The sequence below is a fragment of the Mycobacterium sp. E2327 genome (genome assembly GCF_001672675.1).
Lineage (GTDB): Bacteria > Actinomycetota > Actinomycetes > Mycobacteriales > Mycobacteriaceae > Mycobacterium.
The window spans coordinates 1-25,484 of sequence record NZ_LZKE01000025.1 but is presented as its reverse complement, the minus strand read 5'-3'; the positions used below and the strand labels follow the sequence as shown (position 1 = coordinate 25,484).

25 protein-coding genes and 2 pseudogenes are annotated in these 25,484 nt (G+C 69.5%); 13 read left to right on the top strand and 14 right to left on the bottom strand.

Annotated elements, in window-relative coordinates; genetic code table 11:
• Positions 1-2: 2 nt before the first annotated feature.
• The 9 genes and pseudogenes from A5712_RS02980 to A5712_RS02945 form a co-directional block, all read right to left on the bottom strand.
• Entirely contained in the window at positions 3-1,427 is a 1,425-nt protein-coding gene (locus A5712_RS02980) for a PecA family PE domain-processing aspartic protease (RefSeq protein WP_231981951.1), read from the bottom strand.
• Between the two features lie 134 nt (positions 1,428-1,561).
• Entirely contained in the window at positions 1,562-2,401 is an 840-nt protein-coding gene (locus A5712_RS02975; protein WP_068101057.1) for an SDR family oxidoreductase, read from the bottom strand.
• Positions 2,398-3,018 carry a dTDP-4-dehydrorhamnose 3,5-epimerase gene (gene rfbC / locus A5712_RS02970; protein ID WP_068101054.1) on the bottom strand — a complete coding sequence of 207 codons (621 nt, stop codon included), beginning with the start codon at positions 3,016-3,018 and terminating at the stop codon, positions 2,398-2,400. Before rfbC ends, A5712_RS02975 begins: the two co-directional genes overlap by 4 nt.
• 1 nt (position 3,019) lies before the next feature.
• Positions 3,020-4,015 carry a dTDP-glucose 4,6-dehydratase gene (gene rfbB / locus A5712_RS02965; protein ID WP_068101095.1) on the bottom strand — a complete coding sequence of 332 codons (996 nt, stop codon included), beginning with the start codon at positions 4,013-4,015 and terminating at the stop codon, positions 3,020-3,022.
• A gap of 28 nt (positions 4,016-4,043) precedes the next feature.
• The gene (locus A5712_RS02960) at positions 4,044-4,910 is read right to left on the bottom strand and encodes an LLM class F420-dependent oxidoreductase (protein WP_068101051.1); all 867 of its coding nucleotides are present in this window, start codon (positions 4,908-4,910) and stop codon (positions 4,044-4,046) included.
• A 20-nt stretch (positions 4,911-4,930) separates the two neighbouring features.
• Entirely contained in the window at positions 4,931-5,761 is an 831-nt protein-coding gene (locus A5712_RS02955) for an LLM class F420-dependent oxidoreductase (RefSeq protein WP_068101048.1), read from the bottom strand.
• A 29-nt stretch (positions 5,762-5,790) separates the two neighbouring features.
• Positions 5,791-6,132 (bottom strand): annotated as a pseudogene (locus tag A5712_RS32610) (sensor histidine kinase); the annotation flags it as partial.
• Between the two features lie 792 nt (positions 6,133-6,924).
• Positions 6,925-7,284, bottom strand: a pseudogene (locus tag A5712_RS32605) (cyclic nucleotide-binding domain-containing protein); the annotation flags it as partial.
• 8 nt (positions 7,285-7,292) lie between these two features.
• Positions 7,293-8,969, bottom strand: coding sequence for an FAD-dependent oxidoreductase (locus A5712_RS02945; RefSeq protein WP_068101036.1), 1,677 nt, complete (start codon positions 8,967-8,969; stop codon positions 7,293-7,295).
• Between the two features lie 251 nt (positions 8,970-9,220).
• Between A5712_RS02945 and infA the strand changes: the two genes are divergently transcribed.
• From infA to truA, 8 genes are all read left to right on the top strand, one after another.
• On the top strand, positions 9,221-9,442 hold the full coding sequence (infA, locus tag A5712_RS02940) for a translation initiation factor IF-1 (protein WP_003418601.1): 222 nt from the start codon (positions 9,221-9,223) through the stop codon (positions 9,440-9,442).
• A gap of 32 nt (positions 9,443-9,474) precedes the next feature.
• A complete protein-coding gene (gene rpmJ / locus A5712_RS02935) occupies positions 9,475-9,588 on the top strand; it encodes a 50S ribosomal protein L36 (protein ID WP_003879483.1) in 114 nt (37 codons plus the stop codon).
• Between the two features lie 205 nt (positions 9,589-9,793).
• Positions 9,794-10,168 (top strand): 30S ribosomal protein S13, encoded by a 375-nt coding sequence (gene rpsM / locus A5712_RS02930; protein ID WP_066907568.1) that lies wholly within the window; start codon positions 9,794-9,796, stop codon positions 10,166-10,168.
• A 6-nt stretch (positions 10,169-10,174) separates the two neighbouring features.
• Positions 10,175-10,597 (top strand): 30S ribosomal protein S11, encoded by a 423-nt coding sequence (gene rpsK / locus A5712_RS02925; protein WP_066933867.1) that lies wholly within the window; start codon positions 10,175-10,177, stop codon positions 10,595-10,597.
• Between the two features lie 3 nt (positions 10,598-10,600).
• Positions 10,601-11,206 (top strand): 30S ribosomal protein S4, encoded by a 606-nt coding sequence (gene rpsD, locus A5712_RS02920; protein WP_068101033.1) that lies wholly within the window; start codon positions 10,601-10,603, stop codon positions 11,204-11,206.
• A 78-nt stretch (positions 11,207-11,284) separates the two neighbouring features.
• The gene (locus tag A5712_RS02915) at positions 11,285-12,328 is read left to right on the top strand and encodes a DNA-directed RNA polymerase subunit alpha (protein WP_067006072.1); all 1,044 of its coding nucleotides are present in this window, start codon (positions 11,285-11,287) and stop codon (positions 12,326-12,328) included.
• Positions 12,329-12,445: 117 nt separating this feature from the next.
• The gene (gene rplQ, locus A5712_RS02910) at positions 12,446-13,090 is read left to right on the top strand and encodes a 50S ribosomal protein L17 (protein ID WP_068101030.1); all 645 of its coding nucleotides are present in this window, start codon (positions 12,446-12,448) and stop codon (positions 13,088-13,090) included.
• Positions 13,077-13,931: a tRNA pseudouridine(38-40) synthase TruA gene (gene truA / locus A5712_RS02905; RefSeq protein WP_082973247.1), complete on the top strand. Its 855-nt coding sequence runs from the start codon at positions 13,077-13,079 to the stop codon at positions 13,929-13,931. Before rplQ ends, truA begins: the two co-directional genes overlap by 14 nt.
• Here the strand turns inward: truA and A5712_RS02900 are convergent.
• Together A5712_RS02900 and A5712_RS02895 are read right to left on the bottom strand one after the other, a co-directional pair.
• On the bottom strand, positions 13,928-14,563 hold the full coding sequence (locus A5712_RS02900; protein ID WP_156766388.1) for a cutinase family protein: 636 nt from the start codon (positions 14,561-14,563) through the stop codon (positions 13,928-13,930). The genes truA and A5712_RS02900 overlap by 4 nt on opposite strands.
• A 42-nt stretch (positions 14,564-14,605) precedes the next feature.
• Positions 14,606-15,415 carry a cutinase family protein gene (locus A5712_RS02895; protein WP_068101024.1) on the bottom strand — a complete coding sequence of 270 codons (810 nt, stop codon included), beginning with the start codon at positions 15,413-15,415 and terminating at the stop codon, positions 14,606-14,608.
• A 127-nt stretch (positions 15,416-15,542) separates the two neighbouring features.
• On the opposite strand from A5712_RS02895, the gene eccB reads away from it, so the two are divergent.
• Positions 15,543-16,931, top strand: a complete 1,389-nt coding sequence (eccB, locus tag A5712_RS02890) for a type VII secretion protein EccB (RefSeq protein WP_068101018.1) — start codon at positions 15,543-15,545, stop codon at positions 16,929-16,931.
• Here the strand turns inward: eccB and mycP are convergent.
• Both mycP and eccD read right to left on the bottom strand, forming a co-directional pair.
• Positions 16,896-18,164: a type VII secretion-associated serine protease mycosin gene (gene mycP, locus A5712_RS02885; RefSeq protein ID WP_068101014.1), complete on the bottom strand. Its 1,269-nt coding sequence runs from the start codon at positions 18,162-18,164 to the stop codon at positions 16,896-16,898. The two genes, eccB and mycP, sit on opposite strands and share 36 nt — an antisense overlap.
• On the bottom strand, positions 18,161-19,531 hold the full coding sequence (eccD, locus tag A5712_RS02880; RefSeq protein WP_068101091.1) for a type VII secretion integral membrane protein EccD: 1,371 nt from the start codon (positions 19,529-19,531) through the stop codon (positions 18,161-18,163). The genes mycP and eccD overlap by 4 nt, the downstream gene beginning before the upstream one ends.
• A 128-nt stretch (positions 19,532-19,659) precedes the next feature.
• Here eccD and eccCb point away from each other — a divergent pair, with 128 nt between their 5' ends.
• The 4 genes from eccCb to A5712_RS02860 are packed head-to-tail and all read left to right on the top strand — an operon-like array spanning position 19,660 to position 25,128.
• The gene (gene eccCb, locus A5712_RS02875; RefSeq protein ID WP_068101011.1) at positions 19,660-23,214 is read left to right on the top strand and encodes a type VII secretion protein EccCb; all 3,555 of its coding nucleotides are present in this window, start codon (positions 19,660-19,662) and stop codon (positions 23,212-23,214) included.
• Complete coding sequence (locus A5712_RS02870) at positions 23,211-24,467, top strand: type VII secretion-associated protein (protein ID WP_068101008.1); 1,257 nt, start codon at positions 23,211-23,213, stop codon at positions 24,465-24,467. Before eccCb ends, A5712_RS02870 begins: the two co-directional genes overlap by 4 nt.
• Before the next feature lie 38 nt (positions 24,468-24,505).
• Positions 24,506-24,817, top strand: a complete 312-nt coding sequence (locus tag A5712_RS02865; RefSeq protein WP_369830351.1) for a WXG100 family type VII secretion target — start codon at positions 24,506-24,508, stop codon at positions 24,815-24,817.
• A 14-nt stretch (positions 24,818-24,831) separates the two neighbouring features.
• Positions 24,832-25,128: a WXG100 family type VII secretion target gene (locus tag A5712_RS02860; protein ID WP_068101088.1), complete on the top strand. Its 297-nt coding sequence runs from the start codon at positions 24,832-24,834 to the stop codon at positions 25,126-25,128.
• A gap of 55 nt (positions 25,129-25,183) precedes the next feature.
• On the opposite strand, the gene A5712_RS02855 is transcribed toward A5712_RS02860, so the two are convergent.
• Positions 25,184-25,484 (bottom strand): hypothetical protein (locus A5712_RS02855; protein WP_231981949.1); only part of this gene is annotated, 301 nt, incomplete at its 5' end.

The window sequence follows — 25,484 nt, the reverse complement described above, 5'->3', positions numbered from 1 at the left end:
CCTCAGGCGTCGAAGGTCATGGTGCCGGTGCCACCCGGGCTGTAGGACAGGTAGATCGGGTCCTGGAGGAAGGGCGCGATCCCGGTGTTGAAGTTGCCGCCCAGCAGACTCGAGACGACGGACGTCTGTTGCGAACCGACCGTCGTGGTGTACAGCAATGTCGCCCCGTTGGGGGTGTAGACGGAAATGGTGGTTCCCGCCGGCAGGTATCCGCCGGAATTCGGGGGGTTGAGATTATCCGGCACGTACCCGTAGAGGCCGCCCGAATCGATGAACGCGCCGGAAGTCTGTTGCATGGCACCGTTATTGATGCGGATGTCCAGGGTGGTGGAGGGGGCTCCGGTAACGGAGGCGATGGCGGGTAACGGGTTTGGACCGAACTGCATCACGCCCTTGGGTTCATCGATCAGCAGGCCCTGACCGAAACTGCCGGGCAACGCCGTGACGGGGCTGGTTGCGACTGGTCCGCCAGAATTGACCCCGACGCCCAAGATGGCTGGTACTTGCGAAGTGGGAACTGGGTTCGTGAAGAAAAAGGCGATGGTTTGGGTCGCCGAGGTGACCACGGCGACGGTGGTCGGTTGGGTGACGATTCCGTTCCCGAAATTCACTGTCGTCGTATAGGTGTTGTAGTTCACCGTCAGGGTATTGCCGGGTTCGCCGTATACGACGCTACCGCTACCGGTGGGCGCGCCAAGGGTTGCCGTATTCACGTCTTGGGGCGGAAGAATGAGACCCTTCGACCCGGTGTCGACGATCACGGACGCTGTGGGTCCACCGCCCACCGAGAGGTTCGCGATGATGTCGTTGTTCTGCACCGAGATGGGAACCGTTGCCAGGCCGGGAGCGCCGGTGGCCCCGGGCGCGCCCAACAAGCCGCCAGTGCCGCCGGCGCCGCCGAGCGCGGCGGGGCCGCCGGTCCCGCCGTTGCCACCGTTGCCGAGCAGGAGGCCGGCGGGCCCGCCGGGGCCGCCGGGCGCCCCGACGGCGGTGCTGTTGCCGCCGTTGCCGCCGTTGCCGGCCAAGATCCCGCCCGGACCGCCGGGTGTGCCCACCCCTTGGGCGTTCGTTACGCCGTTGGCGCCGTTGCCGATCAGCGGGCGCCCGAACAGCGTGTTGGTCGGCGCGTTGATCAGCCCCAGCACGTCTTGTTGTAGCGTCTCCAGCGGCGAGGCGTTGGCCGCCTCGGTGGCCGCGTAGGCCGCCGCCCCCGCGTTGAGGGTCTGCACCAACTGCGTGTGGAAGGCCGCGGCTTGGCCGCTGAGCGCCTGATACGCCGAGCCGTAGGAAGAGAACATCGCCGCGATGGCCGTCGACACCTCGTCGCCGGCCGCCGCGAGCAGGCCCGTCGTGGGCGCCGACGCCGCTGCGTGGGCCGCGCTGATCGTCGATCCGAGGTTCGTCAAAGTTGTTGTGGCATCAGACATTACGTCCGGAACCGCTAACACAAACGACATCCGACCCCTCCAGCTACGGCACGTGAAGCGGTCGCGGCCCGACTACTGCGACAAGCGAATGATAACGACTCCGGGTGGCGGAAGCGTTTGTTTTCAGCGCCGAATTACGAGGCGGCGGGTCCCATTTCGCGTAACCGCTTGACCGTGAGCCGCGCGGCCTGCGCCGAAATGGCCGGGGAGAGGCGGTCCAGGTACCAAAATGCCTTCCACCACGCCGGCACGATGATGATCGCGTGATTGCGCGATACGGCCCGAAGGACGCGATCGGCGAACTTCTCGGGAGCCATGGGCCGCATCGGCTCCCAAAACTTCAGCAGGGCCTCGTCGCTGGCGCCGGTCTTGGTCATCCGCCCGTAGGTGCCGCCGGTGAGGATCGGGGTCCGGATGGCGCCGGGGCACAGGACCGACACCTTGACGCCATGGCGTTCGGCCTCCACCCGCAGCGCCCGCGAGATCGCGACGACGGCGTGCTTGGCGGCGGTGTAGCTCACCGCGCCGGGCGAGGGCAGCAGGCCGGCCATCGAGGCCGTGTTCACGATGTGTCCCGAGCGCTGACGGATCATGATCGGGTACACCGCCTGGATGCCGTGGATCACGCCGTGCAGGTTCACGTCGAGGACGTCGTTCCAATCGTCGAGCGTGTACGAGTCGACCTCGCCGCCCACCCCGATGCCGGCATTGTTGAACAGGTAGTCGATGCGCCCGGATTGCTCCGCCGCCGCGCCGACGGCGCGTTCGAACGCCGGGTAGTCGCGCACGTCGAGCTCGATCGCGTGCGCCTTGCCGGCGCCACTGCCGAGGCGCTGCGCCAGCGCTTGGGCCGCCTCGAGTTGGCGATCGGCGATCCAGACCTCGGCGCCCCCGTCGGCCAACTTGGTGGCCAGCGCGGCGCCGATGCCCGACGCGCCGCCGGTGACGAATGCGACCTTCCCGGTGAAGCTCACGCCTCGTTGAGTTCCGCGCGCAGGCCGGCGGCGAACTGTTGCGTCTCCTCCCAGGTGGGCAGGAGCCCGGCGGCGCGCACTTCCTCGAAGCTGGGCGCGACGGCGTCGCGGTCGGACAGCGTGGGGGCGACGCCGTCGATCGCCGGCCATGCGATCGCCAGCGTCGGATCCATGGCGGAGATGGTGTGCTCGCGTTGGGGGTTGTACTCCGACGAGCACAGGTACATGATCGTCGAATTGTCTTCCAGGGCAAGGAATCCGTGCCCGAGGCCCTCGGAGATGTAGATCGTCCGGCGGTCCTGGTCGTCGAGCAGGACCGAGTCCCATTGCCCGAACGTGGGTGACCCTACGCGGACGTCGACGACGACATCGAAGACCGAACCGGACACGCAGGTCACGTATTTCGCCTGGCTCGGTGGCAGCTGCGCGAAGTGCACGCCACGCAGCACGCCGGCCGACGATACCGAGCAGTTGGCCTGCCGGACGTTCAGGCGGTGACCGGCGAACGCGGTGAAGTCGCGGTCGGTGAGCCATTCGAAGAAATAGCCGCGGGGGTCACCGTGAATGGTGGGAGTGATTTCCCAGGCGCCCGGGACGGCGAGCTCTCGAACTTTCATGTCACTGACCCCGTTCTTCGTAGCGGCCCTCGGTGGCCTCCTTGAGCGGACGCCACCACGACTCGTTCGCGCGGTACCACTCGATGGTGGCGTGCAGGCCCTCCTCAAAGTTGGCATGCTTTGGCGTCCAACCCAATTCGTTGTACAGCGTGGTCGGGTCGATCGCATACCGCAGGTCGTGGCCGACGCGGTCGGTGACGTGGTCGAAGTCGTCGGGATCGCGTCCGAGCGCCTGCAGGATCGCGCGCATCACCGTCAGGTTGTCGCGCTCGCCCTCGGCGGCGATGAGGTAGGTCCGGCCGTTCTCACCCTTTTCCAGGATTCGCCGGACCGCGCTGTTGTGGTCCTCGACGTGGATCCAGTCCCGAACGTTGGCGCCCGCGCCGTACAGCTTGGGGCGACGCCCGGTAAGCACGTTGGTGATCTGGCGCGGGATGAACTTTTCGACGTGCTGATATGGCCCGTAGTTATTCGAGCAGTTGGAGATCGTCGCGCGCACGCCGTAGGAGCGCACCCACGCCCGGACCAGCAGGTCGCTGGCGGCCTTCGTCGCCGAGTACGGGCTCGACGGGTTGTAGGGCGTCGACTCGGTGAACCGGCTGGGCTCGTCGAGCTCCAGATCGCCGTAGACCTCGTCGGTGGAGACGTGGTGCAGCCGGACATCGTGGCGCCGCACCGCCTGCAGGATCGCGAAGGTTCCGACCACGTTGGTCTGCAGGGTCGTCCACGGGTCTTCCAGGGAGTTGTCCACGTGGGTCTCGGCGGCGAAGTGCACGACCGCGTCGGACTCGGCGACCAGCGCGGCGACCAGCGCGGCATCGGCGATGTCGCCCTTCACCACCGTGATGGCGTCCTCGACGTCGGCCAGCGACTCGCGCCGCCCGGCATAGGTGAAGGAATCGAGCACCGTCACGGAATCCTCGGGGTGCTCCCGGACCGTGCTGTGCACGAAATTCGCGCCGATGAAGCCGGCGCCGCCGGTGACCAGCAATCGCATGGTCACACACCCTAACCGAGCCGGATGATCAGTTTGGGGCAGTTAGTCCTAATGGTCCCGCCAGCTCGCGAAGCGCCGACAGCAGCGCGTCGTCGTCCGCCGTCCCCAGCACCTGGACCGCCACGTGGTCGGCGCCGGCTTCGCAATGTTCGTTGAGGCGCCGTGCGACGGCCTCGGGGGTGCCGTGAGCCACCACCGCGTCGATCAGCCTGTCGCTGCCCGGGCTGCGGACGTCGTCCTGGGTGAACCCCAGGCGCTGCAAGTTGTTCACGTAGTTGCTCAGCGCCAGGTAGCGCTCGGCGGTCTTTCGGCCGATCGCGCGGGCTTCCGCGGGGTCGGTGGACAGCACCACCTTGTGCTCCGGCGCCAGGAACACCGAGTTCCCCACCTGTTCGCGCGCCTTGGCGGTGTGTTCGGGCGTGGTCAGGTAGGGGTGCGCGCCGGCGGCGCGTTCGGCCGCCAGCCGCAGCACCCGCGGCCCCAGCGCCGCGAGCACCCGCCGGCTGGTGGGCACCATCGCGGCGTCGAGCGCGTCCAGGTAGTTGACCAGCGCGTCGTAGGGCTTGACGTAATCCTCGACGACTTCGCGGTGGCCCACCCCGACGCCGAGCAGGAACCTGCCGGGGTGGGCGCCCTCGATGCGGGCGTAGGACTCGGCGACCGCGGGTGCCGGCGCGGTCCAGATGTTGACGATCCCCGTCGCGACCTGCAGCGAGCTCGTCCGGGCCAGGGCCGGGTCGACCCACGCCAGGTCCGCATCGGGCGAGCCGCCGATCCACACGGCGCCGTAGCCGAGCGCCTCGATCCCGGCGGCCAGGTCGGGCGAGATCGAGCGGGTGGCCAGAAATACGCCGAACCGCCCCAGGTCGGGTTTCAGTGCTACTGCCTCGCTCATCCAGATCCCCCTCGCGTCGGTCAGCTCAGTCCGAGCGGCCCCGCCAATTCGGCCAGCGCCGAGACCAGGTTTTCATCCTTGGTGAGGACCTGCACGGGCACGTGGTCGGCGCCCGCGTCCAGGTGCTCTTTGAGCCGCGCGGCGATCTGCTCCGGCGTGCCGTAGGCCACCACCGAGTCGACCAGGCGGTCGCTGCCCGGGCGGGTGACCTCCTCCTCGGAGAAGCCCAGCCGCTTCCAGCTGTTGCGGTAGTTGGCCAGGTTGAAGTACATGTCGAGCGCCTTGCGGCCGACGGCGCGGGCCTGTTCCGGGTCGGTGGTCAGCACCACCTTGTGTTCGGGCGCCAGGAACGCCGACGGGCCGATCAGTTCGCGGGCCTGCGCGGTGTGCTCGGGGGTGGTCAGGTAGGGGTGCGCGCCGGCGGTGCGTTCGCCCGCCAGCCTCAGCACCCGGGGACCCAGGGCCGCCACCACCCGCCGGTCGGCCGGCACGCCGTGTTCGTCGAGTTCCTCGAGGTAGGTGACCAGGGCGTCGTAGGGCTTTTGGTACTCGCTGATGGCCTCCCGGTGTCCGACGCCGATGCCCAGCAGGAAGCGGCCGGGGTAGGCCTTCTCGATGCGGTGGAACGACTCGGCCACCGGCCCAGCGGGCGCCGTCCAGATGTTGACGATGCCGGTGGCCACCTGCAGGGTGCTCGTCGCCTCGAGGATGGGTTCGACCCAGGCCAGCTCGGCCGGCGGGGAACCGCCCACCCAGACCGCCCCGTAACCCAGGGATTCGATTTCTTTGGCTTGCTGGGGCGTCACGCCGCGTCCGAACGATCCGAACCGGCCGAGGTTGGGTTTGGTCATGGTCGTTCCCAACCGGCCGGGTGACGCGGCTATTCCGGGAGATCCGGATCCGTGGCCGGCGGCGCCTCCAGCGGCAGGAGCACGATGAAGCGGGTATCGCCCGGCACGGATTCCACCCGCAGGTCCCCGCGATGGTTCTTGACGACGATGTTGAACGCCAGGTCCAGCCCCAGGCCGGTGCCTTCCCCGAACGGTTTGGTGGTGAAGAACGGTTCGAAGATGTGCTCGCGCACGTCCTCGGGCACCCCGGGGCCGGTGTCGCAGATCTCGACGCGGACCATGTTCTCGCCCTCCCGGCAGGTGCGGACGGTCAGCGTGCCGCCCTGCTCGCGCATCGCGGCGAGCGCGTTGTCGATGATGTTGGTCCACACCTGATTGAGATCGCCTGGGTAGCAGGGGATTTCGGGAAGTGACTGGTCGAAATCCTTCACCAGGGTGATCACCGGATTTTTACTGGTCTCCCGGCCGGCGTCCTTGGTCAACCGGTCGGCGAACATCACCAGCGTGCTGCGCAGCAGGTCGTGGATGTTGGCCACCTGGAACGGGGCGCGGTCAAGTTGCGAATACTGCTTGGCGTCGGCGACCAACGCCGAAATCCGTTTGCTCGCTTCCAGAATCTGGTTCATCAGCAGCTCGCTCTCGATGGTGTAGTTGATCCACCGGATCGCCTCCTCCAACGATGTCGACGCGAGTTCCTCGCTGACCGTGGAAATCCGCTCCAGCCAGTCGGTGTCGACGCCGCCTTCGACGAAGGTCGGCGCGATGTCCCAGCCGCCCTCGACACCGTGCTCTTCCAGCCAGTCGCCGACGGCGTCCTCGCGGTCGGCGGTTTCCATCGCGCTCAGGTGTTCCGTAGCCGACTTGGCGACCTGCTCGGCCACCCCTTGCTGGAGGTGGACCAGGGCGCTGAGGGCCTCGGGGCTGACGGTGCCGTCGGCGAGCATGGCCAGCTTGCCCCGCATGCCGGCGACGCGGCCGCGCAGGTCGGCCGCCGCCCGGGCGATGGCCGCCGCGGGGTTGTTCAGCTGATGGGTCAGCCCGGCCGAAAGCCGGCCCAGCGCGAGCAGCTTCTCCCGGTTGTCGATGATCCGCCGGGTCCGGTCGGTGCCGACGGCGATGCCGTCGAGCAGGTGGACGGCCATCGGGAACTGGTCCTTCATGAACTGGGCGAACACCGGGGCGTCCATCACGAAGAACCGCGACGGCTTGGTCACGTGCACCGAGGCGTCGTAGCTCTTCTGCTTCCCGCCGGTGAACGCCCGCCAGGCGCCGCAGTAGACGCCGCGCTGCGAGGTGCGGTTGGTTTCGATGTCCTGGCCGCCGGAGAGCTTGGACATGGTCAACTCGCCCTCGATGAGGACGTAGAAGCAGGTCGCCGGCTCGCCCTCGACGCAGATCGGGCCCGGTTCGTAGTTCTCGATGTGCCCAGCTGCGCACAACACCGCGAGCTGCTCGTCGGTGAGCGCCTCGAAGAGGAAGAGGCTGCGCAGCTCGTCGGGCTCGCACGGCGTCTTGGCGGTCATGGCCCCTCCTAGCTCTCGGCCAGGTAGCGGTGCACCAGCATGACGGCCATCGATCCCTCTCCGACCGCGGCCGCGACGCGCTTGGCCGACTCGGCCCGCACGTCGCCGGTGGCGAAGACGCCCGGCACGCTGGTCTCCAGGTGGTGCGGCGGCCGGTCCAGCGTCCAGCCGCAGACGTTGCGCAGGTCCGGCCCGGTGAGGATGAAGCCGTGGTCGTCGCGGGCGACCACCCCGTCCAGCCACTCGGTGCGCGGGGCCGCCCCGATGAAGATGAACATCCGTGCGCAGGTGACGTCCTCGGTGTCCCCGGTCTTGTTGTCGACCAGGATCAGCCGCTGCAGGTGGTCCTCCCCGACGGCGCGGCGCACCTCGGTGCACGTGCGCACCGTGATGTTGGGTCGCTGCTCGATCTGCTGGATCAGGTAATACGACATCGAGGCCTCGAGCGACGGGCCGCGCACCACGATCGTCACGGACTTGGCCTCGCGGGAGAGGTACATCGCGGCCTGCCCGGCGGAGTTGGCCCCGCCGACGACGTAGACCTCCTCGCCCGCGCACTCGGACGCGATGGAGACGGCCGCCCCGTAGTAGACGCCGCGGCCGGTGAGCTCGCTGCAGCCCTCGGCGGGCAGCTGGCGATAGGCGACGCCGGTGGCCAGGATGACCGCGTGCGCGTCGATGGACCCGCCGTCGGCGAACCGCACGGTGCGCTTCGGGCCGTTCACCTCCAGCGCCGTCGCGGTGCGGGCGGTGATGAGTTCCGCGCCGAACTTCTCGGCCTGTCGGCGGGCGCGCTCGGCCAGCTGGCCGCCCGACACGCCGTCGGGGAAGCCGAGGTAGTTCTCGATGCGCGAGCTCTGGCCCGCCTGCCCGCCCGTCGCGGTGCGTTCGATCAGCACCGTGCGCAGCCCCTCGGACGCGCCGTAGACGGCGGCGGCCAGGCCCGCCGGCCCGCCGCCGATGACGATCAGGTCGTAGAACTCCTGCGACGGCGTCGTGGTCAGGCCCAGGGTGTCGGCCAGCTCGGCGTCGGTCGGTTCGACCAGGGTGTCGCCGCGCTCGGTGACGACGACCGGAAGCCGCAGGCAATCCGCGCCGGCGGCCTTCAGCAGCCGCTCGCCGTCGGGATCGTCGGCCATGAACCACGAGTAGTGCAGCCCGTTGCGGGCCAGGAAGTCGCGCACCTGCCAGGACCGCTCCGACCAGCGGTGCCCGATCACCTTGGTGTGCGGGATCGGGTGTTCCGGCGCCGCGCGCCAGGCGTCCAGCAGCCCGTCGATGACGGGGTAGAACTTCTCCTGCGGCGGGTCCCACGGTTTGAGCAGGTAGTGGTCGAGGTCCACCACGTTGATCGCGTCGATGGCGGCGTGGGTATCGGCGTAGGCGGTGAGCAGCACCCGGCGCGCGGCCGGGTAAAGGTCCATCGCCTGTTCGAGGAATTCGATGCCGCTCATCTGGGGCATCCGGTAGTCGGCGATGAGCACCGCGACGGTCTCGCCCCGCAGCTTGAGCTCCTTGAGCGTCTCCAGCGCGTCGGGGCCCGATTCGGTGCGCACGATCCGGTGCCGGTCGCCGTAGTGGCGACGCAGGTCGCGCGCGACCGCGCGGGAGACGGAGGGGTCGTCGTCGACGGTCAGGAGGACGGGTTTGCGGGGCTCTGCGGTAACGCCTGCGGGGCTGCTCATCGCCGTCAAGTATGCCCTCGTCAGGCCCGGTCCGGCAGGTCGTGAAGGCGCGGCCGATTTCTCCGACAGCGATTTTGGGTGGGGCCCATTACCAGGTACCATTGACCAACGGTGCGATTTCCGCGCCGACTTTTTGTGTGCCCAGTCCCTAGGAATTTCCTGTCACCGGCTCACGTTCGAAGTCGGTGTATATCTCGCGCCGAGGCGGGCGCTACAGCGAACGAAACGAATGACGAGGATTTCTGACAAGTATGGCCAAGAAGGACGGCGCCATCGAGGTCGAGGGCCGCGTGGTCGAGCCCCTGCCCAATGCGATGTTCCGCATTGAGCTGGAGAACGGCCACAAGGTGCTCGCCCACATCAGCGGCAAGATGCGGCAGCACTACATCCGCATCCTGCCCGAGGACCGGGTGGTGGTGGAGTTGTCTCCCTACGACCTGTCCCGGGGCCGCATCGTGTACCGGTACAAGTAACCAACGAACGACGAGAACAGGATCGAAAAGCCGTGAAGGTCAACCCCAGCGTGAAGCCGATTTGCGACAAGTGCAGGGTGATCCGTCGGCATGGGCGGGTCATGGTGATCTGCTCGGATCCGCGCCACAAGCAGCGGCAGGGCTAGCGGCGATCGCAAGCGCGGCGTAGCCGTGCGCAGCGGGTCGCCGCAATGTACTTAGTCCGACGCGGCCTGAACAACTAAATGATGACCTTCCAGCACCACTGAGCGGATTGGCCGCTCACCCACGTCCGGACGGAGGCCGGACCCCGATGACATCGGGAACGGGCTGGGATCAGACCTCCGCATGAGATAAGAGGAAACGCCACCTATGGCTCGACTAGTAGGCGTCGATCTCCCGCGCGACAAGCGGATGGAGATCGCGCTGACGTACATCTTCGGCGTCGGCCGTACCCGCGCCAACGAAATCCTGGCCGCCACCGGCATCGACAAGGACCTGCGCACCCGGGACCTCACCGATGACCAGGTGACCCACCTGCGTGACTACATCGAGGCCAACCTCAAGGTGGAGGGCGACCTGCGCCGCGAGGTGCAGGCCGACATCCGCCGCAAGATCGAGATCGGCTGCTACCAGGGCCTGCGGCACCGCCGCGGCCTGCCGGTGCGCGGCCAGCGCACCAAGACCAACGCGCGCACCCGCAAGGGGCCCAAGCGCACCATCGCAGGCAAGAAGAAGGCCAGGTAGAACCCGATGCCACCAGCTAAAAAAGCGCAGGGAAGCTCCGCTAAGAAGGGGCAGCACAAGACCCGGAAGCGGGAAAAGAAGAATATTCCGCACGGCGCCGCGCACATCAAGAGCACGTTCAACAACACGATCGTGACGATCACCGACCCGCAGGGCAACGTCATCGCCTGGGCGTCGTCGGGTCACGTCGGCTTCAAGGGCTCGCGGAAATCGACGCCGTTCGCCGCTCAGCTGGCCGCGGAGAACGCGGCGCGCAAGGCCCAAGAGCACGGCGTGCGCAAGGTCGACGTGTTCGTGAAGGGCCCGGGCTCGGGCCGCGAGACCGCGATCCGCTCGCTGCAGGCCGCCGGCCTGGAGGTCGGCGCGATCTCCGACGTCACCCCGCAGCCGCACAACGGATGCCGTCCGCCGAAGCGCAGGAGGGTTTAAGCAATGGCTCGTTACACCGGACCCATCACCCGCAAATCGCGCCGGCTGCGCACCGACCTCGTCGGTGGCGACCAGGCGTTCGAGAAGCGTCCCTACCCGCCCGGCCAGCACGGCCGCGCGCGGATCAAGGAGAGCGAGTACCTGCTGCAGCTGCAGGAGAAGCAGAAGGCGCGCTTCACCTACGGCGTGATGGAAAAGCAGTTCCGCCGCTACTACGAAGAGGCCGTGCGGCAGCCCGGCAAGACCGGTGAGGAACTGCTGCGCATCCTCGAGAGCAGGCTGGACAACGTCGTCTACCGCGCCGGGCTGGCGCGCACCCGACGGATGGCCCGCCAGCTCGTCACCCACGGCCACTTCTCGGTCAACGGCGTCAAGGTCGACGTTCCCAGCTACCGGGTGTCGCAGTACGACATCATCGAGGTGCGGGACAAGTCGCTGAACACGGTGCCGTTCCAGATCGCGCGGGAGACCGCGGGCGACCGCCCGATCCCGAGCTGGCTGCAGGTGGTGGGGGAGCGCCAGCGCATCCTCGTCCACCAGCTGCCCGAGCGCGCGCAGATCGACGTGCCGCTGACCGAGCAGCTGATCGTCGAGTACTACTCGAAGTAAAGATGTCCTGCACCGAACCCGGTGCAGGGACCTAACGGCATCAAATAGCGGGTGCCGAGAAGGAGAAGAAGAAACACCATGCTGATCTCACAGCGACCCACCCTGTCCGAGGAAGTCGTCACCGACACCCGGTCCCAGTTCGTCATCGAACCGCTGGAGCCCGGATTCGGTTACACCCTGGGCAATTCGCTGCGGCGCACGCTGCTGTCGTCGATCCCCGGCGCGGCCGTCACCAGCATTCGCATCGACGGCGTGCTGCACGAGTTCACCACCGTGCCCGGCGTCAAGGAAGACGTCACCGACATCATCCTGAACCTCAAGGGCCTGGTCGTGTCCTCGGAGGAGGACGAGCCGGTCACCATGTACCTGCGCAAGCAGGGCCCGGGCGAGGTCACCGCGGGTGACATCGTGCCGCCCGCCGGCGTGACCGTGCACAACCCCGCCATGCACATCGCGACGCTGAACGACAAGGGCAAGCTCGAGGTCGAGCTCGTCGTCGAGCGCGGCCGCGGCTACGTCCCGGCGGTGCAGAACCGCGCGTCGGGTGCCGAAATCGGCCGCATCCCGGTCGATTCCATCTACTCGCCAGTGCTCAAGGTCACCTACAAGGTGGACGCCACCCGCGTCGAGCAGCGCACCGACTTCGACAAGCTGATCCTGGACGTGGAGACCAAGAGCTCGATCACCCCGCGCGACGCGCTGGCGTCGGCCGGTAAGACGCTGGTCGAATTGTTCGGTCTGGCACGCGAACTCAACGTCGAGGCCGAGGGCATCGAGATCGGGCCGTCGCCGGCCGAGGCCGACCACATCGCGTCGTTCGCGCTGCCGATCGACGACCTGGACCTGACCGTGCGGTCCTACAACTGCCTCAAGCGCGAGGGTGTGCACACGGTCGGCGAGCTGGTCAGCCGCACCGAGTCCGACCTGCTCGACATCCGCAACTTCGGTCAGAAGTCCATCGACGAGGTGAAGGTCAAGCTGCACCAGCTGGGCCTGTCGCTCAAGGACAGCCCGGCCACGTTCGACCCGTCGGAGGTCGCGGGCTACGACGTCGCCACCGGCACCTGGTCCACCGAGGCCGCCTACGACGACCAGGACTACGCGGAAACCGAACAGCTGTAATAAGGCCGTCCGGTGACGATGCAGCCGTGCAGCGGCCGCTGAGGAACCGGACACATGTAGGAAGTCGTCCCGGCCCTACCTGATACGGGGGCCGGCCCCGAATAGGAGATAGTCGCAATGCCCAAGCCCACCAAGGGCCCTCGCCTCGGCGGGTCGTCCTCGCACCAGAAGGCCCTGCTGGCCAACCTGGCCACGTCGCTGTTCGAGCACGGCCGGATCAAGACGACCGAGCCCAAGGCCCGGGCGCTGCGACCCTATGCGGAGAAGCTGATCACGCACGCCAAGAAGGGCACGCTGCACAACCGTCGCGAGGTCCTCAAGAAGATCCGCGACAAGGACGTGGTGCACGCCCTGTTCGCGGAGATCGGGCCGTTCTACGCCGACCGCAACGGCGGCTACACCCGCATCATCAAGGTCGAGGCGCGCAAGGGCGACAACGCCCCGATGGCCGTGATCGAGCTGGTCCGGGAGAAGACGGTGACGTCGGAGGCCGACCGCGCGCGACGGGTGAAGGCGTCGAAGAAGACGGCCCCGGTGGCGGCAGCGGCGGCGCCGCAGGCCGCGGTCGAGCCCGAGGCGGCGGAGGGTCCGACGGCCGACGACGCCGTCGAGCCCGAGGCCGAGGCCACGGAGGCCACGGAGGCCCAGGCCGGCGAGGCCACGGAGGCCGAGGCTGCCGCCGAGGAAAAGCACGACGAGGCCGTCGCGGCGCGGGCCGAGGCCGAGAAGGCCGAAGAGGCCGACGAGGCTGACGAGAGTTAGCGCGGACGTCCGTCTGCGGCTTGACATCGCCTACGACGGAACGGAATTCGCCGGCTGGGCAGCCCAGGCCGGACAGCGGACCGTCGCCGGCGTCCTCGATGAGGCGCTGACGACGGTCTTCCGCTCTCCAGTGCGCCTGCGAGCGGCCGGGCGCACCGACACCGGAGTCCACGCCACCGGACAGGTCGCCCACGTCGACGTGCCCGCCGACGCGCTGCCGAACGCCTACCCACGCTCGCCGCGTCCCGCTGAACCGGAGTTCCTGCCGCTGCTGCGCCGGCTCGGCCGGTTCCTGCCAACCGACGTGCGGGTGCTCGAAATCGCCCGCGCCCCGGAGGGCTTCGATGCGCGGTTCTCGGCGCTGCGCCGACACTACGAGTACCGGCTGTCGACGGCGCCCTACGGCGTGGTGCCGCAGCTGGCGCGCTACGTCACCGCGTGGCCGCGCGACCTGGACGTCGACGCCATGGCCGCGGCGTCACGAGACCTGTTGGGGCTGCACGACTTTGCCGCGTTCTGCCGGCAACGGGAGGGGGCGACCACCATCCGTGACTTGCAGCGGCTGGACTGGTCGCGCGACGGCGACCTGATCACCGCGCACGTCAGTGCCGACGCATTCTGCTGGTCGATGGTGCGCTCGCTGGTCGGGGCGCTGCTGGCCGTCGGGGAGCACCGCCGCCCCACCTCATGGTGCCGCGACCTGCTTTCCGCCACCGACCGGTCGAGCGACTTCGCCGCCGCACCGGCGCACGGGTTGACGATGACCGGCGTCGATTACCCGCCCGATGGCGAACTTGCCGCGCGGATCCTGATTACGCGGGATTTGCGCACGCCCGGCTAAACGCGGCTCGCGACGAAACTCGCGGCCTGATTGGTCAACGTGGGCACGTAACCCAGGTGCGCGCTCCACTTGTTGCCGTTGGAGCAGATCGGGTCGCCGGTGTTGCACAGGTCGATGGTCTTGCCGTCGAAATCCGGTGTCAGGGCGCTCATCAGCCCGCCCGCCCGGGCCGACGGGTTCCCGAACAGCGCGACGGCGGCGACGTGGTTGGCAGCGGCGGCCGGCAGCGGCTGGCGGAAACCGAACCCGGGAAGCGGTGCGGCGGTGACGATGTCGACGACGGCCGCGCCCTGGGAGTACCCGCCCAGCACGATCTTAGTGTTGGGGCAGTTGTTGGCCATCTGCTGGATGTGGTTGCTGGCGTCGTTCGCGCCGTCCGTGGCGGCCAGAAAGTCCTTGTTGGCCGGGTAGTTAACCCCGTACGAGCCAACGCTTTTGCGGGTGTCCTGGCGCAGCGACGAGACGAAGGCCTGGCCCACCTTGCCGACGCCCGGCGGCTCGTCGGTGCCGCGGGCGAACACCACCTCGACGTCAGGGCACGACGCCGACGCGAGGGGCAGCAGCTTCGGGACGACGAAAACCGCTACCGCCGCAAGGAATGCGACGGCCACAACCAGCCGGATCAGCCTCACACATCGATGTTAAGGGGCTATTCGTCACGCGCCGGTAACGATTTAGACAAGGGGCGCTTGAGGATTCGGTGTAGCTGGGCCGTTGGGCGCAATCGGCGCGTCCGGCGCCGGGACGTTACCGGGGACCGACGGACCGGAGCCCGGGGTCTGCGGCCCGTAACCCGGCGTCTGCGGGTAAGACCCGGTCATGAGCTTGGACGCGACGAAAGACGCGGCCTGCGTGGTGTACAGCGGGACGTAGCCCTCGGTGTGCCCGCTCCACTCGTTGCCCTGGCCCGCGTGGCAGATCGGGTCCTCGGGGTTGCACAGGTCGATCGCCTTGGTCCCCAACAGCGCGCTCGCGGTCGGCAGCGATCCGCCGGCGCGGTCGGCCACGTCGCCGAAGGTCGCGACGGCCGCGACGTTCTTGGCGTACTCCGGCGGCAGCGAGTTGCCCCAGTTGATGCCGCCGATCGGGACGCCGGCGACGATGTCCATCACCGACGCGCCCTGCGAGTAGCCGCCCAGCACGATCTTGACGTTCGGGCACTTGGCCACCGCCGCCTTGACGCGGTTGATCGTGTCGTTGGCGCCGTCGCCGCCGTGCAGCTGCAGCTTGCTGGCGGCGTAGTTCACCCCGTAGGTGTCATACGTCAGGCCGGGGGTGTCCTGCTTCAACGCGTCGACGAACGCGTCGCCGACGCGGCCCATGCCCGGCGGCTCGTTGGTGCCGCGGGCGAAGATGACCTCGACGTTCGGGCAGTCATCGGCGGCCGCGACCGGTGTAGCGGGTGGGGACATGAGCAGGCCGGCGGTGGTGAACACTGCAGAAACCCCCGGGCCTACCCAGCGAATTAAACGGTGGGAAGACACGCCGAGATATTACCCGCAACCAGCGAAGATCGAAATTCGGCGACCTGTGGATAACCGCGACACCCGCCGTCTACCTGCGGCTTAACTGGAACCGGGAGACGGATTCCACAAATTTGCCGGGGGTATTTTGGACCGTTCACAACCGCGCCAGCCGACCACCTGGCTGCAAATCAGCGCGTACCGATTTCTGCTGCGCCGCCTCGAGTGCGCATTGCTGGGCCGGGATATTCACGGCGCGACCGGGCCGTCGGGTGCGCGGACGGCGTCGCTGGCGGTCGGCTGTGTGGTGGTGGCCGTCGCGCTAGTGGGCTGCGCGTTGCCGGGATTGCTGCGCCCGCACGCGGATCTCGAGCGGGCGCGGATCGCGATGGGCCAGCGATCCGGGGCACTGTACGTGCGGGTGGGCGACACCTGGCACCCGGTGCTGAACCTGGCGTCGGCCCGGTTGATCGCGGCGACGCCCGCCGACCCGCAGCCGGTGCCCGAAACGGACCTGGCGCGCACCAAACGCGGTGCGCCGCTTGGCATTCCGGGTGCACCGCCACTCATTGGTGAGCCGCTGTCGGCAGACGAATCGGTTTGGACGATCTGCGATGCCGAGGAGACCGGCGCGGCGACCGTCGTCGTCGGCCCCACCGGCTCGTCGGTCCATCCCGTGGCGCCCGACCAAGCGCTTCTGCTGGCGCCGCCCGCCGGCTTGCCGGCCTACCTGCTCTACAACGGGCAGCGGGCCGTGGTCGACCTCGCCGACACCGCGGTCGTGCGCGCGCTCAGGCTGGAGGGCCGCACTCCGCGCCTCGTGTCGCAGTCGCTCCTGAACGCCGTGCCCGAGGCGCCGCCGATCAGCGCACCGCGCGTTCGCGCGGCGGGAGACGCGGTGGCCGGGATGCCCGGCATTCCGGTCGGCAGTGTGCTGCGCATCGCGCGCGGTGACGGCGACGAGTACTACGTCGTGGTGCCCGGCGGGGTCCAGCGCATCGGCCGGGTCGCCGCCGATCTCCTGCGTTTGAGCGATTCGCGCGGCAGCGCCAACCCGATCCCGGTGGCACCGGACGCGATCCGCGCCGCGGGAATCGTCAACACGCTGCCGGTGACCGGCTTCCCGGACGTGGCGCCGGCGTTAGCCGGCGGCGCCACGGTATGCGTCGCGTCGACGCGCCGGCCGTCCGGCGACTATGACACCGGCTTCCTGGTGGGCGGCGGCCAGCCGGTGCCCACCGGTCAGGCTCCAGTGATCTTGTCCCAAGCCGACGGTCGCGGTCCCGCGCTGGACGCGGCCTATCTGCCGCCCGGCCGCAGCGCCTATGTACGGGGCGACAACCGAAGCGGCACAAGATATCTCGTGACCGACACCGGGGTGCGGTTCGCGATCCGCGACGACGACGCGGCGCACGATCTCGGTCTCCCGGCACCGATCGCGGCGCCGTGGCCGCTGTTGGCGGCGCTGCCGTCCGGGCCGGAACTGAGCAGGCAGAACGCGTCAGTCGCACGGGACACGGTTGCGGGAACCCCGTAACCGGGCGGCCGCCAGGGCGCCCGCCAGCACGACAAGGCAGATTGCCGCTCCACGCAGCGCCGCATCCCGGGCGTGTGCATCCGGGGGCCTCGGCGGTGGCGGAGCAATCACGGGCACCGGAGCGGGTGTCGGCCGGGAGCTGGTCGTTGGCGGACCGGCGTCGGTGCTGACGGCCGCCGGCGCGTCGATGGTGCCATTGCCGACGAGCGGATCCCATCCGCGGGGCGGGTGATGCGCGGTCGCCGTGATTCGCCCCGTCACCTGTCGCGCGGTCAATGCGGGGAATCGGGCCCGGATCAGCGCCGCCAGCCCGCTGACCACGGGCGCGGCGTAACTCGTGCCCGAAACCGGTTGCGAACCGAGCGCGGCAACGTCCTGGCCGGTCGCCGCGGCGTCCACCCAGGGGCCCGGGAGGGTGAACGGCGACGGTGTCCCGTCGGCGTCGACCGAACCCACGGTGAGCACGTAGTCGTCGTACCACCCCGGGCTGGCGATGACGGTGGCGGTCTGCCAGGTCGCGTCGGGTCGCTGAGGCGGACACGGGCCCGCGGTGCCGGTGTTGCCCGCCGCGGCCACGACGACCGCGTTCTTGACGTCGACCGCGTACGCGAGGGCGGCGCCCACCGCTCGGTCGTCGAACGACGCGGTGACCGGGACGCACGCGATGGACGAGACGTTGATCACCGATGCGCCGAGATCGGCGGCGGTCCGGATGGCTTGCGCCATGGTGTCGACGTCGCCCACCCCCGCGCGGGAACGGTCGCCGGTGGGAGCGAACTTCGCGCTGGACTGGCGAATGCCGATCAGCGTGGCCTCCGGTGCCACCCTGCCGAGGATGCCGGCGACCAGCGTGCCGTGTGCGTCGCAATCCTGGGTGCCGTCACCGGTGAACACGTAATCGCCGCCGGGCACCACGTCGGGCAGCCGCGGATGCCGCGAGACACCGGTGTCGATGACCGCGACCCGCTGCCCTGCGCCGCGGGTCAGCTGCCAGACCCTGGGCAGGTCGACGAGATCCGGCAGCGGGTCGCGAGGCGGGGCGGCGTCGACCGGCACCGACGCGCAGACCTCGCGCTGCACGGTCGGCGAGGGCGGTGCCGGGCGGGCGGGCTTGGGCAGCCACTTGTCGTCGACCTCGGGCGGCGAAACCGCCTGTGCCGTCGGCGTTCCGAGCTGATAGATGCACGCGAGCGCGGAGACCGCCAGGAGGCGCGCGAGGCGTGAGCCGCTCACCGGAGGTTCAACTCGCGGACGGCGTGGTACAGCCCGCACACCCACGAGGTCGTGGGCACCAACGCGACCAGCGCCACACACTCCAGTGCATCGACGCCGCGGCGCGCCAGCGGTGAGAGCGACATCGTCGGAGCGACGAAGCCCACGTAGATCGCCGCGGCGGCCAACGTGGCCGTCAGCGCGGCCGTCCATGACCCACTCCTGAGCATGCTCGTGGCCACGACGCCGAAAGTCGTTGCCGCGATGGCAATCCCGCTGATGAGGAACACGAGCGTCCTTCTCACGTCGTCAGAGCGTGCGCGCAACATCAGCAATGCACCGGTCAACGCACCGAAGGCGATGCAGCTCAGCCGAGGCGCACCGGCCAGGACGGTGACGATGGCGCCCACGGCGGCTACGGTCAGCAAGGCGGCGAGCAGGCCGGCCAACCAGTTGTCGGCCCGGATCGCCTTGGCCTCAACGTCGGATCCCGGCGGCCGCTGCGGCGACAGGCCGGCCAGCGTGATCGACGCCAGCGGCGCCACGCCCAGTAGCCCGAGGGATGCCAGCGCGGAGACGGCGCCAATCGCGCGCAGCGGCGCGGCGGTGATCACACCTGCCAAGGCGGCCAGGGCGACGCTCGTGGCGACGCACGACACTGAGGCCAATGGGACGGCACCGCAACCCGATACACGTGCCGCCAGCACCGCTGTCGTCGCCGCCGCCGTGCCGGCCAGCACGACGTTCGGCAGCCCGGGACCGCCGGGCACCGCCAGAAACCCGGCGACCGCCGCGAATACGGCGGCGATCACCCCTAGCGCGAGTCCGGCGGTCGCGTCCCCGTACGCGCGGTGTGCGACCGCCGCGAAAAGCAGCGCCAGCAGGCCGGCCGACGCCACCACGCCCACCGTGGCGCCGGTGACGTTGGCGCTGGGCGCGTTTCGAATGAGCGCCAGCGCACCGATGCCGGTCACAAGGGCCGCCGTGACGGCGCTCGCGATCCTCGCCGCCCGTCTGCGCCGGCAGGCCGGCCAGCTGCGGCCCGCGGCGTCGAGGGTCGCCGACACGGCCGGCGCCACGTCGTCGAAATGGGGCGGGGGAGCGGGGGTCGAGGATTCGGTCAAAACCAGGACCGCGCCGTCTCGGATGCCGTTCTGCGCCAACGTCGCCGAGGTGGCCAACGGCGCCGCACCCGGACACGACAGCTGGTAGCGGCGCGCCTCCTGGTGACCGGAGGCTCGGACCCCGTGGCCGCCGCGGCCGTCCAGGATGTCGACGATCGAGGGAATCAGGACGGCGACGGGCACGCCCCCGGGCAGGGACAAGTCGGTGACGGCCGTGCCGGCATGTATCGACACGCGCCGCAACCCCGGGTCGGTCTCAGGCAACGATGACCCCTTCAGTCGGATTACCGGCACCGTAGCCAGAATTCGAACCGCCGATATCCGGCTGTCCACAGGTGACTTGCCGCGGTTTTCGGCGCTGCCTACCGTCGCCAACCGGTAGGAGGGCCGAGATGACACAGTGTTTCGTGCCCGTGGTTAGCCGGCCGGCGCCGGCGGTCGAGGCTGCGGACATCGCCGTTGACCCACCGCCCGGCCTGCCGCCGAGGGGGTCACCGAGGTTGCTGCCGGTCGTGCTGTCGCTGGTGACCCTCGGAGTCATGGCGGTGGCGTTCCTCGCGGGATCGCCGGGCGCGCGCCACCCGATGTTTGTGGCGTTCCCGGTGATGACGCTGCTTTCCCTGGCGGTCACCGCGACTGCCGGGCGCGGCGAGCGGCGTGGCCGTAGCCTCGACGCCGACCGGGCCAACTACCTGGCGTACCTGAGTGAGCTGCGCGCCACGGTCACCGAAAAAGCCGCAGCGCAGCGGGATTCGCTTCTCTGGATCCACCCGGACCCGGACACGCTGTGGACGTTGATCGGCGGACCTCGGATGTGGGAGCGGCGCGCGTCCGACCCCGACTTCTGCCTTGTCCGTGTCGGGGTCGGCACCCAGCCGCTCGCCGCACGGTTGATGGCGCCCGAGCCCGCTACCCACGAGCCGTCCGACCCGGTCACGGCGGCGGCCTTGCGCCGCTTCCTGAGCGCGCATTCGCTCGTAACGGGGGCGCCCGTCACGGTCGACCTTCGCGCCGACACGATGGTGACTATGGACGGCGACCCGGCCGCCGTGCGCGGGCTGCTGCGCGCGATGATCTGCCAGCTGACCGTGCTGCACGGTCCCGACGACTTGCTGGTCGCGGCGGTGGTCGGTGACCGCAACCGGGCCGACTGGGATTGGCTGAAGTGGTTGCCGCACAACCAACATCCGAGCGCCGCCGATGCGGCGGGGTCGGCGCGCATGGTGTATCCAAGCATGGCAAGCGCCCGGCAAGCGCTCGCCGGCGTGGCGGGGTCGCACGTGACCGTGGTCTGCGACTCCGGCGAACGGGTTGCGGCGGGGGCGCCGACTGGCGCCACCGTCCTGGCGGTCGGCGCCTGCGCCGAAGGCGCGCCGGTGACGATCGGGCGGCCGGACGCACCTCAACCGTTGCCGTGTCACGACCGGTTGGAATTGGTGGACGCGCTGACCTGTGCGCGCCGGCTGGCCAGGTACCGGGCCGGGCCGGCCGGCACCGACCCGATCACGCTGTGGAGCAACCAGGATCGTCGTGACCGGCTGTGCGTGCGGATCGGGACCACGATCGATGACGCACCGCTGCACCTGGACATCAAGGAGGCAGCGGAACACGGCATGGGTCCGCACGGGCTCTGCGTGGGTGCTACCGGGTCGGGCAAGTCGGAGTTACTGCGCACCATCGCGGTCGGGATGGTCGCGCAGAATTCCGCCGAGGTACTCAATCTGCTGCTAGTCGACTTCAAGGGTGGCGCAACGTTCCTCGACCTGACGCGCGCGCCACACGTGGCCGCCGTCGTCACCAACCTGGCCGACGAGGCGCCGCTGGTGGCCCGCATGCGCGACGCACTCGCCGGCGAGATGGAACGCCGGCAGCGGATGCTGCGAGGTGCCCGCTGCGCCAGCGTCACGGCGTACGAACGCGCGCGCCGGGCCGGTCGGCAATTGGTCCCGCTACCGACGCTGGTCGTCATCGTCGACGAGTTCTCCGAAATGCTGAGCCGCCATCCCGAGTTCGCCGACACGTTTGTCGCGATCGGGCGGCTGGGGCGGTCGCTCGGCATGCACCTGTTGCTGGCCAGTCAGCGGCTCGAAGAGGGGCGGCTGCGCGGACTGGAAGCCCACTTGTCCTACCGGATCTGCCTGAAGACCCTGTCCGCCGCCGAATCGCGCGCGGCTCTGGGAACGCTTGACGCATACCAATTACCCAACACCCCCGGCGCGGGCTACCTCCGCGTGGGCAGTGACGAGCCGATCCGCTTTCAGGCCGCGTTCGTTTCGGGACCGCGGCCCGTGGAGATGCCGGTGGGCGAATCGGTGGTACGCGTCTTCAGCACCCGGGCGGCGGGCCCGCTCCGCGCCGGCGGGGGCAACTCGCCGGCCCGGACCGCCCTGGAGGAGGTCCTCGACCGGCTCGCCGGACATGGACCGCCCGCACACCAAGTGTGGCTGCCGCCGCTGGGGGCGGCACCCGCGCTGGACACATTGCTCGGCGATATGGTGTCGGCGCCGGACGAGCTGAGCGTGCCCATCGGCGTCGTCGACCGCCCGTTCGAGCAATGCCGCACGCCGCTGGTGGTCGAATTGTCCGGAGCCGCGGGCAATGTGGCGGTGGTCGGCGCGCCGCGATCGGGCAAGTCGACCGCGCTGCGCACCCTCATCACGGCCTTGGCCGCTTTTTACGATCCGGCGCGAGTGCGGTTCTACTGCCTGGATTTCGGCGGTGGAGCGCTCGGGGCGCTGCGCGCATTGCCGCATGTGGGTGCCGTCGCCGGCCGGGGCGAGCCGGACCTGGTGCGGCGCATGATCGCCGAGATGGAGTCCACCGTGCGGGCCCGGGAGGCGGATCGAGCCGGGCTGGGCGGTGACGTGTTCCTCGTCATCGACGGCTGGGCAAGCCTGTGTCACGAGTTCGGCGATTCCGCGGCGTCGATCACTGCCTTGGCGGCGCAAGGGCTTTCGTTTGGCGTGCATGTGGTGTTGTCGGCGTCGCGGTGGGCCGAGATCAGGCCCGCGCTCAAGGACCAGGTCGGCAGCCGCATCGAGTTGCGGCTTGGTGATCCGGCCGATTCCGAGATCGATCGCAAGCGGGCGCGGGACGTGCCGCACGACAGGCCGGGTCGGGGCCTTTCCCGCGACGGGCTGCACATGCTCATCTCGCTGCCCACCGATAGCGTCTGTCATGGCGAGTCGGTCGCACCGCCGATACCGCTGCTGCCGACGCGCGTCGACCACGAGGCCGTCGTGTGTCGGGCGGGGCCGCGGGTCGTGCTGGGTCTGGAGGAGCGTCGATTGCAGCCGGTTTCAATCGATTTCGCGCTGCACCCGCACCTGCTGGTCCTCGGGGATAACGAGTGCGGCAAGACCGCCACGCTGCGGACCCTGTGCCGCGAGATCATCCGGACGAATTCCGCCACCGAAGCCCGGCTGCTGATCGTCGACTTCCGGCGCTCGCTGTTGGGCGTCGTCGAGTCGGAACACCTTGCCGGCTACGCCGTGTCGTCGTCCGCGCTGAGCGGCTTGCTGCCGGGTCTGCTCGATGTCCTGGCGAGGCGGATGCCCGCGTCGGGCGTGAGCCAGGCCCAGCTGCGTGCCCGGTCCTGGTGGTCCGGGCCGGACATCTACCTGGTGCTCGACGATTACGACCTGATCGCAAACCCGGGCGGCAACCCACTCGAGGCGGTCGTCGAATACCTTGCGTACGCAAGGGATATCGGGCTGCACCTCGTCGTGGCCCGGCGCAGCGCCGGCGCGGAACGGGCGCTGTTCGAGCCGCTGCTGGCGGGCCTGCGCGACCTCGGGTGCATGACGCTCATGATGAGTCGGCGCCCGGACGACGGCGCACTGTGGGGCTCCGGCCGCCCCGTGCGGTTGCCACCCGGTCGCGGCGTCCTGATCACCCGCCCCGGGGAGGAACAGCTTGTCCAGGTGGCCTGGAGTCCGCCGCCGTGAGCCGCCACCGCGCGCTCATCGAGGCCGGACCCGGCACGATCCGCCGATTATGTTGTGGCACAGCCGGAGTCAGTGACGAAGAGATTGTCGAAGTCGCCAGGGAGGCACTGGGCGCCATCGATGATCGGGTGGCGCTGGTCGGCGGTCGCCCGGTCGCCGTGGATTCGCTCTGGCGGGCGGCGTTGCGCTCGCTCAAATGTGAGAAGTGCGACGGCCTGGTACTCATTCGTCCGTCCTGGTGGCCCTCGGCGCGGGTCGCCGTGGTGACCGCGGCGGCCAAGGCCCTGACCGACGAGGTGCTGGTGCGCCGGCGGTCTTGGCTGCTGGCGCAGGCCTGCGACCCCGAGCCCGTGGTGGTGGAAATCGCCGAGCGCCTGGTCGTGATCACCGGACCCGAGATTGTCGCGATACCCCGTGGGGCCGACGAGCATTCCGTCGGCGAGGAGGCCTCCGACGTCTGCCGCGTCATCGCCAGGATGGCGCGGCGGACGTCGGCGGCCGTCGTGATCGACGCGCCCGGCACGGTCGTCGGCGCGCCGGCGCTCGGGGCGGCGATCGCGCGGGCGCTGCTTGATGGCGGCCTGGCGGCCGTGGAGATCGGTTCTGCCCAGCTGCCCTTGTTGGCACAATCGATTTTTTCGCGCGTGGCCGACCCGACCGGGCCGCGCGTCACCGCGCCGGCCGACCGTCCCCGTACCCGCGCGCGGGTGACGGGTGCGCTAGCCGGGGCCGCCGTCGCGTTGACGGCGTTTCCACTGGCGATCGCGGCGGCGCCCCCGGCGACCCATCGTGGCGCCTCGCCCCCGGTCGCGGCGCAGACGGTGCCGACCGCGTTCCTCGTGGAGGGCCGCGTGGCGCTGACGGTGCCCGCACACTGGTCCGCGCAGCGGGTGGTCACCGGGCCCGGGTCCGCGCGGGTGCAGGTGACCTCGCCATCGGATCCGGAAGTGGCGCTGCACGTCACGCAGTCACCGGTGGCGGGCGAGACGCTGGGCGGCGCGGCGGAGCGGTTGCGGCGCGCCATCGACGCGGAACCGGGCGGGGTGTTCGTCGACTTCAATCCCGCCGGGACGAGCGGCGGCCGGCCCGCGGTGACCTACCGCGAAGTGCGCGTCACCCACCACGTGCGGTGGACGGTACTGCTGGACGGGCCGGTGCGGATCAGCGTTGGGTGCCAGAGCCGTCCCGGCGACGAGGCGGCTGTCCGCGACGCATGCGAGCAGGCGGTGCGAACCGCCCATGCGATCGGATGAGACGGAACCAAATGGAAGTCGTCGCAGTCCAACTTGATATGGCGAACAGACTGAGCACGGACTTTGATCTCATGCACTCCGTCGCGGCGACGACCGACGCCCGCAACGAGGAGATCCGGGCGATGCTTCAGGCCTTCATCGGCCGCATGGGCAGCGTTCCGTCGTCGGTGTGGGGCGGGCTGGCGGCGGTGCGATTCAAAGATGTGCTGGATCGCTGGAACGCCGAATCGGCCCGGCTCTACCGCGTTCTGCAGACAATCGCCGAGACCATTCGCCACAACGAGGTCGCGTTGCGGGAGGCCGGCGAGAACCATGCGCGCCACGTCGCCGCCGCCGGCGGCAACCTGTGAGCGGGGGCCAGGCCATGGACCCGCTGCTTTCCTACGACTTCGGCGAAATCGAATGCGCTGTGCGCCAAGAGATCCACACCACCGCGACGCGATTGAACGCGGCGCTCGACGAGCTGAGGTCACAGATCGCCCCGCTGCGGGAACTGTGGACCCGCGAAGCGGCAGCCGCCTATCAGGGCGAGCAGCTGAAGTGGCATCAGGCGGCCGGCGCGCTCAACGAGATGCTGGTCGACCTCGGGAACGCGGTGCGCGACGGCGCGCAGGAGGTGGCCGACGCCGACCGCCGCGCGGCCGGCGTCTGGACACGGTGAGCCAGCTGCCCCCTGTGTGGTCCCGGCGGAGGAGAGCCGCCGGGACCACACAGTCTCAAGGGCGGCGGGGCTTGGGCTTCGAAATCTCCCATTTGCGGGCGAGGTGATTGGGCATGTCGAACGACGCGCGCACGCCACCCCGCTCGAACTCGAACGCACTCTCCAACAGTTCGCGCCCGAACACCGGAGCCAGCTCCTTGACGAAGTGGTAGCGCGGCACGGCGCGGCCGATTAGGCTCAGGACGTTGGTCGAGAACCAGTCGGCGACCCGTGCGAGCTGTTCGAGTTCGCGGCGGTGATGCAAAGGCGGTACGAGCAGCAGGTCGGCGGTTTGGTCGCCGATCAAGTGGCGGATC

Bases quoted from the DNA above. Each gene is read 5' to 3' on its own strand.
- A5712_RS02860 (WP_068101088.1), top strand. From the start codon at position 24,832: ATGGACCCGCTGCTTTCCTACGACTTCGGCGAAATCGAATGCGCTGTG.
- rpsM (WP_066907568.1), top strand. From the start codon at position 9,794: ATGGCTCGACTAGTAGGCGTCGATCTCCCGCGCGACAAGCGGATGGAG.
- A5712_RS02960 (WP_068101051.1), bottom strand. From the start codon at position 4,910: ATGAGCGAGGCAGTAGCACTGAAACCCGACCTGGGGCGGTTCGGCGTA.
- A5712_RS02915 (WP_067006072.1), top strand. From the start codon at position 11,285: ATGCTGATCTCACAGCGACCCACCCTGTCCGAGGAAGTCGTCACCGAC.
- A5712_RS02980 (WP_231981951.1), bottom strand. From the start codon at position 1,427: ATGTCTGATGCCACAACAACTTTGACGAACCTCGGATCGACGATCAGC.
- A5712_RS02865 (WP_369830351.1), top strand. From the start codon at position 24,506: ATGGCGAACAGACTGAGCACGGACTTTGATCTCATGCACTCCGTCGCG.
- A5712_RS02955 (WP_068101048.1), bottom strand. From the start codon at position 5,761: ATGACCAAACCCAACCTCGGCCGGTTCGGATCGTTCGGACGCGGCGTG.
- rpsK (WP_066933867.1), top strand. From the start codon at position 10,175: ATGCCACCAGCTAAAAAAGCGCAGGGAAGCTCCGCTAAGAAGGGGCAG.
- rplQ (WP_068101030.1), top strand. From the start codon at position 12,446: ATGCCCAAGCCCACCAAGGGCCCTCGCCTCGGCGGGTCGTCCTCGCAC.
- rfbB (WP_068101095.1), bottom strand. From the start codon at position 4,015: ATGCGATTGCTGGTCACCGGCGGCGCCGGCTTCATCGGCGCGAATTTC.
- A5712_RS02945 (WP_068101036.1), bottom strand. From the start codon at position 8,969: ATGAGCAGCCCCGCAGGCGTTACCGCAGAGCCCCGCAAACCCGTCCTC.
- rfbC (WP_068101054.1), bottom strand. From the start codon at position 3,018: ATGAAAGTTCGAGAGCTCGCCGTCCCGGGCGCCTGGGAAATCACTCCC.
- rpsD (WP_068101033.1), top strand. From the start codon at position 10,601: ATGGCTCGTTACACCGGACCCATCACCCGCAAATCGCGCCGGCTGCGC.
- eccCb (WP_068101011.1), top strand. From the start codon at position 19,660: ATGACACAGTGTTTCGTGCCCGTGGTTAGCCGGCCGGCGCCGGCGGTC.
- infA (WP_003418601.1), top strand. From the start codon at position 9,221: ATGGCCAAGAAGGACGGCGCCATCGAGGTCGAGGGCCGCGTGGTCGAG.